Origin of the sequence: Rhodopseudomonas palustris, assembly GCF_003031265.1 — a bacterium.
In the GTDB taxonomy this organism is placed as follows: Bacteria; Pseudomonadota; Alphaproteobacteria; order Rhizobiales; family Xanthobacteraceae; genus Rhodopseudomonas; species Rhodopseudomonas palustris_H.
The window spans coordinates 1,589,187-1,601,833 of record NZ_CP019966.1 but is presented as its reverse complement, the minus strand read 5'-3'; the positions used below and the strand labels follow the sequence as shown (position 1 = coordinate 1,601,833).

Sequence of the window (12,647 nt, the reverse complement as noted above, 5' to 3'; positions counted from 1 at the left end):
TCAGGACCCGCGCAACTGGCCCTGCATCAGAATCGGCTCCCGCCGCCGTGTCAGAGGGAACATCGTCACCAGCGTGGCAATGAGCAACACTAGTTCGAGGTAATAGACAAAGTGATAACCCGCTGCAGCGCCGCCCCAACCATGCGGCGCATAAGCGGTTACCACGTCACGAAGAATACCACCGAGCGCGATAGCAATACCGGCGGCCGAAGCCTGCACAGCGCCCCAGGCGCCCAGTGCGAGACCGACCTGATCCTTCGGCGCAGCGTTCATCGTCGCGGTCAGCGTGCCGTGGCCGAACAGACCGGCACCGAAGCCGATCATCAACGTACCGAAGCCGAACACCAGCGCAGAGGCCGTGCTCGACGACAGATCGGCAGAGAAGATCACCGCAAGGAATGCCGGAATACCGACCAGGGCGCCGAAGCTCGCCATCCGGAACGGATCAGCGCCGCGGCTCAACACGCGCGAGGCGTAGCCGAAGCCGAACAGACCACCGACCGCCAGCGCCGCGGTGAGCTTGGTAGTGTCGCCGACGCTCAGATGCAGGATCTGACCGCCATATGGTTCGAGCAGCACGTCTTCCATGCTGAACGCCATGGTACCGAAGCCGACGGCGATCAGCCGGCGCATCGCGTTCGGACCTTGAATGAAAGCGTCCCACGACTCGCGGAAGCCCCCGCTCGGCGCCTCAGGATGCGCGGTCACCAGATTGGGATTGTCGCGGCGGCGCGCTTCCATCTTCCAGGACGCGATGCCGTTGAGCACGATGGTGACGACGGCGGAGCCCTGGATCACCTGAATGAGGCGCCCGGGCGAAAACTCGGCGAGCAGCACACCGAAGATGATCGCGCTCGCGATCATGCCGAACATCAGCATGGTGTACATCAGGCCGACCACCTTCGGCCGCGACTCCGGCGGCGACAGGTCGGTCGCGAGTGCGAGGCCGACGGTCTGGGTGGTGTGCACGCCGGCACCGATCAGCAGAAATGCCGCGGCGGCTGCAACCTGTCCAACCCACACGGGGGCCTGCGCCGAGTCGCCGCCGCCGGACAGAACCAGCAGCGCGAACGGCAGAATGGCGAGGCCGCCGAACTGCACCATCGTGCCCTTGTACAGGAACGGCACGCGGCGCCAGCCCAGCGCAGATTTATGAACGTCGGATTTGAATCCGATCAGCGCCCGGAACGGCGCAAAGATCAAAGGCAGCGAAACCATCACGCCGACGATCGAGGCCGGCACGTTGAGTTCGACGATCATCACCCGGTTCAGGGTGCCGACCAGCAGCACCAGCGACATGCCGACTGCGACCTGAAACAGCGACAGGCGCAGCAACCGGGATAGAGGCAGATCCGGCGTGGCCGCATCCGCGAAAGGCAGAAAGCGCGGCCCAAGCGAGGACCAGACTTTCATCATCTTTTGGCTGACTGTGTTCATCGTGCAGCGATTCCAGCTTGCGTGAGCCCGGCGGTCAGATCCGCCGGTGTCCGATCGAACAGCACCACTTTGCGACCAAAGATGAACTGCGGCAGATCAAATGTCCGCACCCCGCTCCGGCTACAAAGCAAGCGACCGGGACCCTTGGATCCCGGTCCAGCCACAACAGCTTCAAAAGAAGCTGAATTAGCCGATGGAGACCGAGCTCTCGATCGCCGCGGCCTTGCCGTTCCAGTACTTCGAGAACCAGGTGGTGTTGCTGAGAACAGCAAAGTGCACCAGGATCGCGATCACGGTCACGCTGCCGAGCAGGAGCGGAAGACCAACGGTCGGCTTCACAACAGTCCAAATACGACCTTGATTCATCTTACGTACTCCTTAGTGCAGCCAGGGCGAGTAAACATACGCCAGGAAGTGAGCGACGATGGCGATCGCGCCGAAAATGCGCGTACCGTCGATCACATGCTTGTGGAGCTCTTCCGATTCCGCGATCGTCAGACCGGTCGGCCAGACCTTGTTGGGATCGTCTGCCATAGTAAATCCTCCTGAGAGACTTACGATCAGTGTCGTGCTGAACCTGCACGTAGGTTGATTGCTGCTACGCCGAACATTTGTTCGCTTGGTCTCAGCATTCCCTGTTCGCTCCTGCACCCGCCCTCTGGACAACGACGAGTCGCCTCGCGTTGGAGCGGACCGGTGTGGATGCTTCCAGCCCTCGGATGACGAGGACTCACGCCCTGATCACATCCGAGTGATTGTAAGACTATCCTGACACACATCTTTGTCAATTTAACATGACACTGACGACTGTCCGTGTCATACCGGACATCCTCAAACCGGTCCGACGAGTCCCGGACACGGAAAATTGAGTAGATTGTGATGTACTCTGGCCTTGACAATTCTGCCGGGTTCAGGGTCTCGGACTTCGACCCGATCACCCTCGCCGGTGGGACGCGTACAGAGGTCCTGCCCGGTGCGATTCAGCCCCACGCCGCACTGCTGGCGCTGGCTCCGGCGGATTTGACCATCATCCACGCCGCCGGCGCGACCGCATCGCTGCTCGGCGCGGCCGCGGATCTGTTGCCGGGCACCGCCGCTTCGAGTGTGTTCTCGTCCGACCAGATCGCACGGCTGCAGACGCTTGCCGCTGCAGAGCGAGCGATCGAACGGCCGCAGCACGTCTTTACGCTGAGTGCGCCGGACGCCACGCCGATCGATGTCATCGTCCACCACGCCTCGGGGCTGCTGGTCGTGGAGCTCGATCCGCGGCGCGAACCCGCGCCGGAGAATTCGCTTGCCTTGGTGCAGTCGATGATCCGGCGGGTCCGGCCGGCGCCAAACCTGCAGGCCTTCTTCGACGCGATGGCCGCTGAGCTCCGCAACGTGACCGGCTTCGACCGGGTGATGGTGTACCGCTTCGCGCCGGAAGGCAGCGCCGACGTGATCGCCGAAGCGCGCGATCCCGATGCGAGCCCGTTCCTCGGCCTGCGCGATCCGCAACCGGACATTCCACATCGGCCGAGACCTGCCAGCCGGATTCGGGTGCAGCCCGACGTTCACGCGCCCGCTGCACCGCTGGTGCCGGCGCACAGTCCGCGCAGCGGCACCGCACTTGATCTCTCGTTCAGCGCGATCCGCAGCTGCTCCCCCGAGCACCGGCTGTATCTGGCCCAGCTCGGCGTCGCCGCATCGCTCTCGCTGTCGCTGGTAGTCGAAGGCGAAGTATGGGGCTTGATCGTCTGCCATCACGGCACCCCGCGATTTCTGCCCTACCGGATGCGAGAGGCCTGCGCGCTGTTCGCCGAGATGGCGTCGCTGCAGCTCGAGGCGCGGCTCGCCGCCGATCAGCTCGCCGCGCGGCTGCGCAGCACGCGCATCCACGAAGAGCTGGTCACGCGGATGAGTCAGGAGTCGGATCTCGCCGAAGGGCTGATCCGGTTCTATCCGAACCTGCTCGATTTCATTCCGGCCGCCGGCGTCGGCCTGTGGATCGATGGCCAGTTCACCGGCATCGGCGCGACACCGGGTCCTGCGCAGGTCGCCGCGATGATGGGATGGCTGCACGGCGTTGCGCACGACGGCGTCTATCACACCGACTGCCTGGCGCTGTCCTATCCGCCCGCCAAGGCGTTCGCCGGCTGCGCCAGCGGGCTTTTGGCGCTGTCGCTGTCCAATACGCCGCACAACTACGTGCTGTGGTTCCGCCCCGAAGTGGTTCGCGTCGTCACCTGGGCCGGCATGCCCAACAAGCCGGTCGGCGTCGGTGCCGATGGCAGCCGAACTCCCAAAGGCTGTGCGTCGAGTTGGCAAGAGTCGGTGCGGCTGCACGGCGAGCCGTGGCTCGACGCCGAAATCGATGCGGCGCACCGGCTCCGCGAGTCGCTGCTCGACGTCGTGCTGCGCCGGATCGACGGCATCGCCCGCGAGCGGCGCTCGGCGCAGCTGCTTCAGGAACAGCTGATGCGCCAGGTCGAGCTCGGCCTGAGCCGCTCCAAGGACGTCGCCAAGACGCTGCAGGAAGAGAAGCGGCGGCGGGTGCTGGTCGAGGCGGACCTATCCAAGGTGCTGCGCAGGACAGTCGAAGATCAGGAAGCCGAACGGCTGCGGATCGCCCGCGAACTGCACGACACGCTGGGACAGTCGCTGACGCTGTTACAGCTCGGCTTCGACAAACTCGGCCAGGCCGCCGGCGACAATCTCGAATTGCAGCAGCGCATCGCCGAGATGAAGAGCCTGACCGCCGATGTCGGCCGCCAGGCCAATCGGCTCGCCTGGGAAATCCGCCCCACCGCGCTCGACGACCTCGGCATCCAGACCGCGATCCAGAACCTGCTCGACTCCTGGAGCGAGAAGTCGAGCATCGAGTTCGACCTGCACATGACGCTCGGCTCGCGCCGGCTGCCGTCGCCAGTCGAGACCACGCTGTACCGCGTGCTGCAGGAAGCGCTCACCAACGTCGTGCGCCATGCCTCTGCCCGCCACGTCAGCGTCATCCTGCAGCTCGGCGACGACCAGGTGACGATGATCGTCGAGGACGACGGCTGCGGCTTCGTCACCGCCGGCCACAAGCAGCCGTCCGGACGGCTGGGCCTGCTCGGCATCCGTGAGCGGCTGACATTGGTCGGCGGCTCGCTCGAAATCGAATCCGCGCCCGGCAAGGGCACTGCGCTGTACGCGCGCATTCCGCTGTGACCAGATGAAAGCAACCGCGATGGACCAGCAATCCCCTTCCCGACTGCGCGTGTTTATCGCCGACGATCACCCGGTGGTGCTCAGCGGCATGAAGGCGCTGGTCGCAGGCGATCCCGGACTCGAAGTGGTCGGCGAGGCCAGCGACGGCCCGAACGCGCTCCGCCGCGCCACGGAATTAAAGCCGGACGTCGCCGTGCTCGATCTGTCGATGCCCGGCCTCAACGGCATCGAGGTGGCGCGCAAGTTCCTCGCCGCGTGTCCGGACTGCCGCGTGCTGGTGCTGACCGTGCATGAAGACGGCGCCTACTTGCGCCAGCTGCTCGATCTCGGCGTCGCCGGCTACGTGCTGAAGCGCTCCGCCACCGACGAACTGATCCGCGGCATCCATGCGGTCGGCAGCGGCGGCATCTATCTCGATCCGGCGATTGCCGGCCGTGCGATCGGGCGTACCACGCCGCATCTGCACAATGGCGACGAGCACAACGCGGTGTCGGAACTGTCGACCCGCGAGATCGAGGTGCTGCGGCTCGCCGCGATCGGCCATAGCAACAAGACCATCGCCGCCAAGCTGCAGATCGGCGCCAAGAGCGTCGAGACCTACAAGGCGCGCGGCATGGCCAAGCTCGGTTTCCACAACCGCGTCGAGGTGGTGCGGTTCGCGCTCAGCATGGGCTGGCTGTCGGACCCATAGTGTCCGTCCCATTTCGCCCCGTTGATCCTCTTCGATCGACCCGCTAGCCTGCTGTTCATTGAGCAAGCAACTTCCCGCAGGCGCTGGCGCTTTACGCGCCGCGCCTAGAACGGGAAGGATCAGGGGAGACCGAATGACCGTCGAAACGCGGACGCAGAAACCGCTGGCCACCTCCGCCAACGCCAAGGCCCTCGAGGGGCTCCGCGTGCTCGATTTTTCCACCACCATTGCCGGTCCGCACTGCACCCGGATGCTGTCCGACATGGGCGCCGAGGTGATCAAGATCGAAGCCGCCGACGGCGACACCATGCGGAACCGGCCGCCGGTGCGCGAGGCCTGCAGCACCGCGTTCGGCCAGCTCAACGTCGGCAAGAAGAGCATCGTGCTCGACCTGAAATCGCCCGACGGTCTCGAAGCAGTGCAGCGGCTGGTCGCCGGCGCCGACATCCTGGTCGAGAACTTCCGCCCCGGCGTGATGCAGCGGCTGCAGATGGACTACGCGTCGCTGCGCGGCTTCAATCCCGAGCTGATCTACTGCTCGATCTCCGGCTACGGCCAGACCGGGCCATCCGCAGAACTGCCCGCCTACGCGCCGGCGATCCATGCCGCATCCGGCTTCGACCTCGCGCATCTCGCCTATCAGCCCGGCCGCGACCGCCCGGATTATTGCGGCATCTATCTCGCCGACGTCGTCAGCGGGATCTACGCCTATGGGGCGATTACCTCGGCGCTGTATCAGCGCGTTCGCACCGGCGAAGGCCAGCATATCGACGTGTCGATGCTGGAGGCGATGCTGACGCTGACACTGAACGAGATGCAGTGGTCGCAGTTTCCGGTGACGCTGCCGGCGCGGCCGCAATTCGGCCCGGTCGAAACCTCCGACGGCTATGTGATGATCGCCGTCGCCAGCGAGAAGTCATTTCGCAGCTTCATGCTGGCGGCCGAGCGCCCCGACCTGATCACCGATCCGCGGTTCGAGAAATACGCCGACCGCCGCCTCAACTGGGGCGAACTGATGGACACGGTCGAGACGAGCTGGTCGAGCAAGCTGACGTCGAAGCAATGCCTCGCCGCGCTCGACAAGTTCGGTGTGCCCTGCTCGGCCTATCGCACCGTCGCCGAGGCGATGGCCGATCCGCAGACTGAACACCGCAAGGCGCTCGCCGAAGTTTACGACGATGCCGGCAGCTTCAAGGTGCTCAACCTGCCGTTCAGGATGTCGTCGGCCAATCCGTCGCCGAACCCGCGGGTGGCGCGGCTCGGCGAGCACACCAAGGCGGTGCTGCAGCAGGCCGGCTATTCGGACGAGGACATCGCCCGGTTCGGCGAACGCTGAGCGCTACGCGGCGCGGCGGAGCTGCACGCGCCACACCTCCGGTCCCTGCTCCAGATAAGTCCACTGGCAATCGTCGCCGTGGACCGACGCGAAGAACTGGCGGAGCGGCCGCGGATCGTGGTCGACCACGATCTGCATCGCCTGTCCGGGCGCCAGATGATCGAACAGCCGCGGGATGATCTCGTGGCGCTGATAAGGCGGGATCTCGCGGACGTCGAGCACGCGTTCGGTCGTGGTGGCGGCTTCGGTCATGACTATGTCCTGGTTGGAGTGGGGTGAAGGTGCGGGCGGATCAGTGCGGCTTGCCGCGGGCGAGCAGCGTCGGGCCATAGCTCAGCGCGAAGCCGAGGAAGGCGGTGGCCCAGCCGATCGCGGCCAGATGCAGCAACGGATCGCTCCAGGCCGGCAGCAGCGCCGCCGCGATGCGCGCGGTGACGGCGAACAGGGCGGCGAGATAGATCCCCTGCGTCGGCAGCGAGGCGGTGAGTTGTTGGCCAGTGTGACCGAGCGATGCGCGGGTCATCACCGCCAGCGTCATCACGCCGGCGCCGCCGACCATCCACGCGTGGATGCCTGCGCTGACCGGGATCAGCCCGAACGCCGCCGCTGAGGTCAAAAGGAAGCCGAGCGGGATGAACAGATAGCCGACGTGCAGCACCAGCAGCAGCTTCTCCTTGACGGTGCGGTCGCCGGCCCAACGCGCCAGCCGGACCAGATGCAGCACGCCGGCGATCAGTAAGGCCGAGCCGCTGATCGGGCTGAACGGCATCGCAACCCACAGCACCAGCGTCAGGCCGCTGAACGCGACGATCACCATGTCGAGCTTGTTGAACGGCTGCGGAAGCCGGCCGGGATTTGCGCGCACCAGCCAGTTGCGGGTGAAGCTCGGCGTGATACGGCCGCCGATCAGCGAGATCAGCATGATCACCACCGCGATGCCGATCCGGATGCTGTAGTCGGCCGTGCCGCCGAAATGCGCTTCGAGATGGAATGCGACGTTGCCGACTAGCAGCAGCGTCAGCAGCGCGACGACGTTGAGGTTGCGCCAGTTCCGCCCGGCGATGATCTCGCGCAGCGCCGCAAGCGCCACCAGCAGCAGGAAGCAGGCATCGATCAGCAGCGCGGCGAGCCACCCGGTGTCGGCCGAGAACGTCACCGCCAGCCGTCCGGCGAGCCACACCACCGCGAGCGTCGCCAGCGGCGCACCCTGCAGCGGCAGGCGTCCGGTCCAATTCGGAATCGCGGTGAGCAGGAAGCCGGTGATCACCGCCGGGAGATAGCCGTACAGCATCTCGTGGACGTGCCAATCGCGCGGCGCGAACGCGGTCTGCAGCGTCAGCTCGCCGTGATATACCGGCAGCCACAGCAGCACCGCGACCGCAGCGAAGATCGCGCCGAGCAGGAAGAACGGGCGGAAGCCGGCCGAAAGGATGGTCAAGCGGCTCTGTAACGGATAGCGCGGCACCGGCTTGCGCTTGGCGGGGCCGGCTGCGGAAGATTCGATCGTCGTGCTGCTCATCGCGGTCCACCGGAACTGACACCGGCGGTGCATCTGCCGGCTCATCCTGTGTAGGAGCGTGGCGTCCAGCGCTGGTTGTGCCAGCACAAACTCGCGAACGATTTGCAGGGAACAGCATCGTCCGCATGGCGCGGTGATGTAGCCGACGAAGCAATGACGGCTGAGACTGGCGGTTAGGGCAGCGGCGAGACGCCGATCACCAACGGATGCAGCAGCAGCAGCGACAGCCACGCCGCGATCCCGATGCCGAACCGCAGCGGGCTGATCCGCCAGCGCTGCGGCTTGAAGCGACCGCTGATCAGCGCCGCGAATGGCCAGAACGAGGTGCGCGCCGCAAGTTCCGCCCAACGCTCGGCACCGAGCTGGCGCCGCTTGCGACGGTCGATGATCATCATGCCGACCAGCGCGATCATCGCGAAGAAGCCGAACAGCAGCACATGCGCGAGGTCACCATTCGGCACGACATGCGCGCCGGCCCACAGGCCGATCGCCCACAACAGCGGATGCCGGACGATGCCGACGACGCCCCGGTGTTGCGGATCGAACGGTTTGCGCGGATCGCCGCCAAACGACAGCGGATTGGCGGCGCCAATGCCAAACGCCGCGAACTGGCAGGCGAGCGGCAGCGCCAGGTTCGGCACCCACATCTGCCAGGTCTCGAACGGCCACAGCTCGACGAACGGCGCCCGCTCGGTGGCGACGATCAGCCAAGTCAGCACGACCAACGACTCGATGCTGTAGGCGATCAGGAAGCCGCGCTCGCCGAGCGCACCGACCAGCCTCGTCCGCACCGCCGGCCGCGCCGGAATCGCGTGGCTGAGCAGGAACACGGCGAAGGCGGCGACGAATTCAGTCCAGCCGGACACGGTCGACCTCACACGTTGGCGGCGCAGTCCGTCATTGCGAGGAGCAAAGCGACGAAGCAATCCAGCGTCGTGCGTAGAGGTCTGGATTGCTTCGCTTCGCTCGCAATGACGGAGTGAAGCGATGACAATTTATCTGGCAGACATCGCCCGGCTTGCCGGTTCCAACGTTGTCGCGCGTCAACCTGCGGCGAACATTGCGCTCAGGGCGGCCTGGGCTTCGTGTTGGATCTTGCTGAGGTGATCGGCGCTGACGAAGCTCTCGGCGTAGATCTTGTAGACGTCTTCAGTGCCAGACGGACGCGCCGCGAACCAGCCGTTGGCGGTGGTGACCTTGACGCCGCCGATCGATTGGCCGTTGCCGGGCGCCTTGGTCAGCGTCGCCGTGACCGGCTCGCCGGCAAGCTGGGTGATGCCGAGCTTCTCGGCAGTCAGGGTCTTGAACAGCGCCTTCTGGGCCGGCGACGCCGCCGCATCGATCCGCGCATAGAACGGCGCGCCGAGTTCTGCGGTGAGGCGCTGATACAATTCGCCCGGGTCGACCTTGCTCACCGCAGTGATCTCCGCCGCGAGCAGGCCAAGGATGAGGCCGTCCTTATCCGTGGTCCAAACGCTGCCGTCGCGGCGCAGGAACGAGGCGCCGGCGCTCTCCTCGCCGGCGAAGCCGAAGCTGCCGCCAATCAGCCCGTCGACGAACCATTTGAAGCCGACCGGAGTCTCGACCACCTTGCGGCCGATCTTGTTGGCGACGCGATCGATCATCGCGCTTGATACCGCGGTCTTGCCGATCGCGGCGTCGCGGCCCCAATGCGGCCGGTGCGCGAACAGATATGCGATCGCGACCGACAGGTAGTGGTTCGGATTCATTAGCCCGCTGGAGCGGGTGACGATGCCGTGGCGGTCGGCATCGGTGTCGTTGGCGAACGCCACGTCGAAGTCGTTGCGCATCCCGATCAGCCGCGCCATCGCGTAAGGCGACGAGCAGTCCATCCGCACCTTGCCGTCCCAATCCGCGGTCATGAAACGGAAGGTCGGATCGACCGCGTCGCTGACCACCTTGGCGTCGAGCTTGTAGCGCTCGATGATAGGCTGCCAGTAATGCACCGCGGCGCCGCCGAGCGGATCGATGCCGAGCTTGACGCCCGAGCTGCGGATCGCCTCCATGTCGACCACATTGGCGAGGTCCTCGACATAGGGCGTGATGTAGTCGCGGCGATGCACGCAAGCCGCCTTGCGGGCGCGATCGTAGGAGATCCGCTTGACGCCCTTCAGCCCGTTTTCGAGCATCGCATTGGCGGCCTTCTCGACCGCCGAGGTGATGTCGGTGTCGGCCGGGCCGCCGTTCGGCGGATTGTACTTGAAGCCGCCGTCTTCGGGCGGATTGTGCGACGGCGTCACCACCACGCCGTCGGCAAGGCCGTCGGTGCGGCCGCGATTGTGGGTGAGGATCGCATGCGAGATCACCGGGGTCGGCGTGTAACCACCGCGGTCGTCGATCACAACGTCGATCTCGTTGGCGGCGAAGACTTCGAGCGCGCTGACCAGCGCCGGCTCGGCCAGCGCGTGGGTGTCGATGCCGATATACAGCGGACCGGTAATGCCGGCGGCGCGGCGATGATCGCACACCGCCTGGCTCACCGCCACGATGTGGTTCTCATTGAAGGCATTGTTGAGCGACGAGCCGCGATGCCCCGAGGTGCCGAACGCCACCCGCTCGGTCGCCACCGCGGGGTCCGGCTTGCCGGCGAAATACGCCGTCACCAGCCGCGGAACGTTGACCAGACTGTTCGGATCGACGGTCTTGCCCGCCAGCGGGCTCACCTTCGCAGCCATCTTGCACTCCATGACTTCAGATCAGGTCCGATCCCTCGCCCGCCGCGGGTCGGCCGTCAAGACGGCATCCGGATGAGTTGTTCGAACCAAGGCGCCAGCGCGGAACAGTTCGCGAGTGACACGGTTATCGCCCCAGGTTGGATGACTGGAGGATGAGACATGACTTTCGGAAAAGGCGCGTTGATGTGGCTGATCGGGATCCCGCTGCCGATCATCATTCTGCTGGCGCTGTTCTGGCGCTAATTCGCGCGCAGTAACAGCATTCTGGAAGGGTCTCGGCCGCGTCGGCGGCGCGAGGCCCTTTTCATTTGCTGGACCGGCGCTGATCGGACACGCCAGCGCTGCTGCGCTACGGACCCATCGCCCGCGGATCGTTGTACATCCGCTTGATGTCCTTCTGCACGTCGAGCGGCTGCAACTTGCTGCTGCCCTCGTCGGACAGGAATTTGTCGAGCGTCGACTGAATCCGCGCCTTGACGCTGTCGGGGCCGCGGTCGCTCAGCTCGGTATGCTGGGCGCCGGTGTCGATGATTTCGATGCCGGCCTCCTTGGCGGTCTTGGCATCGGGCAACACGCCGGGGTCGGTCTTGAACTGCGGGTCCTTGGAGCGGAAGGACAGGATCTTGGCGAAGCCGGAGGTGACGAACGGCACCCGCAAATTGTCCAGCGTCACCACGCGCCGCACCATTTCGGGGTGCTGCTGGGCGAAGAACATCGAGATGTCGCCGCCATTGGAATGCCCGACCAGAGTGAGATGATCGTAGTCGGCGTTGGGCTCGAGCCTCTTCAGCTCCTTGAGGGCGAAGAAGATGTTCTGCTCGCCGCGCTCGTACACGGCCAGGCGCCCGACATAGAGCGAGCCGGCGACCGTCATCAGCGGCTTGTCGTCGGGGAGATCGTGCTGAATGCTGGCGACCAGATAGCCGCGGGCGGCGAGCACGTTGGCCAGGAACGAGTATTCGGTGTTCTTGACGGTGTTGCCGTGGCTGACCACCGCGACCGGCAGCGTGACCATTCCGGCCTCAGCCTTCATTTCGGCGTCTCGCCGCACTGCGAGATCGATCGCGACCGGACGACCGCGCGCTTCGTCGAAGAAGGTCAGCGTCTCGTGCCTGATCGCCCAATGGCTGAATGAAAAGTACGCCGCGGCGGCGACCACGCTCAGCAGGGAGAAAATGATCAGTGGCCGTTTCATGATATCCTAGTCCGTCCTCCCTTATTCTTTAGCTGGGACGGGAGGATAGCTCGAAAAGACCTATTTCTAGAACGATACGATTAAATTTTGGAAAGCGCACGGGCAAGTGCCATCGTGGCCCGATCCCAGTTCAGGCCAACATTTCTCGCAGCAATCCGGTAATCTGCTCGGGAGTGTACGGCTTTGGTACAAAGCGGCCGCCGTCCGGCAGATCATCCGCAGTCACGTGCACCCGTCCCGAGGTGGCGACGATCTTGATCGGCGGCCATCGGCCGCGCACGGCGCGGGCCAGCTTTAAACCGTCCATCGAGCCCGGAATCTGGATGTCGGTGAACACCACGCGGATATCGTCGCGCTTCTCAAGAATCGCGATGGCATCGTCGGCCGATCCGGCCTCCAGCACCTGGAATCCAGCCGTCTCGATCATATCGACGGCGTTCATGCGCAGGAGCGGTTCGTCTTCGACCACCAGCACAACAGGTCTCCTGCTCACCTCAGTCATCCCTCTACCGTCCCGACCGATCATCAAGGGCTTAGCCTCTTGATCGTTCCGGGCCCGAGAGGTTTCCCTCGGTAAAATT

Annotated in this window: 12 protein-coding genes; 3 read left to right on the top strand and 9 right to left on the bottom strand. The window is 65.1% G+C overall.

The window, feature by feature from the left end:
• From RPPS3_RS07465 to pufB, 3 genes are all read right to left on the bottom strand, one after another.
• Positions 1 to 1,437, bottom strand: a complete 1,437-nt coding sequence (locus RPPS3_RS07465; RefSeq protein ID WP_107343513.1) for a PucC family protein — start codon at positions 1,435 to 1,437, stop codon at positions 1 to 3.
• A gap of 186 nt (positions 1,438 to 1,623) precedes the next feature.
• Positions 1,624 to 1,803, bottom strand: coding sequence for a light-harvesting protein (locus tag RPPS3_RS07460; RefSeq protein ID WP_011157053.1), 180 nt, complete (start codon positions 1,801 to 1,803; stop codon positions 1,624 to 1,626).
• A gap of 12 nt (positions 1,804 to 1,815) precedes the next feature.
• The gene (gene pufB / locus RPPS3_RS07455; RefSeq protein ID WP_011157052.1) at positions 1,816 to 1,971 is read right to left on the bottom strand and encodes a light-harvesting antenna LH1, beta subunit; all 156 of its coding nucleotides are present in this window, start codon (positions 1,969 to 1,971) and stop codon (positions 1,816 to 1,818) included.
• Positions 1,972 to 2,316: 345 nt separating this feature from the next.
• Here pufB and RPPS3_RS07450 point away from each other — a divergent pair, with 345 nt between their 5' ends.
• The 3 genes from RPPS3_RS07450 to RPPS3_RS07440 all read left to right on the top strand — a co-directional run bounded on the left by RPPS3_RS07450 (position 2,317) and on the right by RPPS3_RS07440 (position 6,656).
• Positions 2,317 to 4,629 carry a GAF domain-containing protein gene (locus RPPS3_RS07450; RefSeq protein WP_107343512.1) on the top strand — a complete coding sequence of 771 codons (2,313 nt, stop codon included), beginning with the start codon at positions 2,317 to 2,319 and terminating at the stop codon, positions 4,627 to 4,629.
• Between the two features lie 19 nt (positions 4,630 to 4,648).
• On the top strand, positions 4,649 to 5,320 hold the full coding sequence (locus RPPS3_RS07445) for a response regulator transcription factor (RefSeq protein WP_107346490.1): 672 nt from the start codon (positions 4,649 to 4,651) through the stop codon (positions 5,318 to 5,320).
• A gap of 133 nt (positions 5,321 to 5,453) precedes the next feature.
• Positions 5,454 to 6,656 (top strand): CaiB/BaiF CoA transferase family protein, encoded by a 1,203-nt coding sequence (locus tag RPPS3_RS07440; protein ID WP_107343511.1) that lies wholly within the window; start codon positions 5,454 to 5,456, stop codon positions 6,654 to 6,656.
• Positions 6,657 to 6,659: 3 nt separating this feature from the next.
• Here the strand turns inward: RPPS3_RS07440 and RPPS3_RS07435 are convergent, their stop codons facing one another.
• The 6 genes from RPPS3_RS07435 to RPPS3_RS07410 form a co-directional block, all read right to left on the bottom strand.
• Positions 6,660 to 6,908, bottom strand: a complete 249-nt coding sequence (locus RPPS3_RS07435; protein ID WP_107343510.1) for a DUF2249 domain-containing protein — start codon at positions 6,906 to 6,908, stop codon at positions 6,660 to 6,662.
• Between the two features lie 40 nt (positions 6,909 to 6,948).
• A complete protein-coding gene (locus tag RPPS3_RS07430) occupies positions 6,949 to 8,175 on the bottom strand; it encodes an NnrS family protein (protein WP_107343509.1) in 1,227 nt (408 codons plus the stop codon).
• A 173-nt stretch (positions 8,176 to 8,348) separates the two neighbouring features.
• On the bottom strand, positions 8,349 to 9,041 hold the full coding sequence (locus tag RPPS3_RS07425) for an NnrU family protein (protein WP_107346489.1): 693 nt from the start codon (positions 9,039 to 9,041) through the stop codon (positions 8,349 to 8,351).
• A gap of 177 nt (positions 9,042 to 9,218) precedes the next feature.
• Positions 9,219 to 10,871, bottom strand: coding sequence for a phosphoglucomutase (alpha-D-glucose-1,6-bisphosphate-dependent) (gene pgm, locus RPPS3_RS07420; RefSeq protein WP_107346488.1), 1,653 nt, complete (start codon positions 10,869 to 10,871; stop codon positions 9,219 to 9,221).
• 349 nt (positions 10,872 to 11,220) lie between these two features.
• Positions 11,221 to 12,066 (bottom strand): alpha/beta fold hydrolase, encoded by an 846-nt coding sequence (locus RPPS3_RS07415; RefSeq protein ID WP_107343508.1) that lies wholly within the window; start codon positions 12,064 to 12,066, stop codon positions 11,221 to 11,223.
• A 130-nt stretch (positions 12,067 to 12,196) separates the two neighbouring features.
• A complete protein-coding gene (locus tag RPPS3_RS07410; protein WP_264075930.1) occupies positions 12,197 to 12,592 on the bottom strand; it encodes a response regulator in 396 nt (131 codons plus the stop codon).
• Between the last annotated feature and the right edge of the window lie 55 nt (positions 12,593 to 12,647).

Bases quoted from the DNA above. Each gene is read 5' to 3' on its own strand.
- RPPS3_RS07465 (WP_107343513.1), bottom strand. From the start codon at position 1,437: ATGAACACAGTCAGCCAAAAGATGATGAAAGTCTGGTCCTCGCTTGGG.
- RPPS3_RS07460 (WP_011157053.1), bottom strand. From the start codon at position 1,803: ATGAATCAAGGTCGTATTTGGACTGTTGTGAAGCCGACCGTTGGTCTT.
- pufB (WP_011157052.1), bottom strand. From the start codon at position 1,971: ATGGCAGACGATCCCAACAAGGTCTGGCCGACCGGTCTGACGATCGCG.
- RPPS3_RS07450 (WP_107343512.1), top strand. From the start codon at position 2,317: ATGTACTCTGGCCTTGACAATTCTGCCGGGTTCAGGGTCTCGGACTTC.
- RPPS3_RS07445 (WP_107346490.1), top strand. From the start codon at position 4,649: ATGGACCAGCAATCCCCTTCCCGACTGCGCGTGTTTATCGCCGACGAT.
- RPPS3_RS07440 (WP_107343511.1), top strand. From the start codon at position 5,454: ATGACCGTCGAAACGCGGACGCAGAAACCGCTGGCCACCTCCGCCAAC.
- RPPS3_RS07435 (WP_107343510.1), bottom strand. From the start codon at position 6,908: ATGACCGAAGCCGCCACCACGACCGAACGCGTGCTCGACGTCCGCGAG.
- RPPS3_RS07430 (WP_107343509.1), bottom strand. From the start codon at position 8,175: ATGAGCAGCACGACGATCGAATCTTCCGCAGCCGGCCCCGCCAAGCGC.
- pgm (WP_107346488.1), bottom strand. From the start codon at position 10,871: ATGGCTGCGAAGGTGAGCCCGCTGGCGGGCAAGACCGTCGATCCGAAC.
- RPPS3_RS07415 (WP_107343508.1), bottom strand. From the start codon at position 12,066: ATGAAACGGCCACTGATCATTTTCTCCCTGCTGAGCGTGGTCGCCGCC.
- RPPS3_RS07410 (WP_264075930.1), bottom strand. From the start codon at position 12,592: ATGATCGGTCGGGACGGTAGAGGGATGACTGAGGTGAGCAGGAGACCT.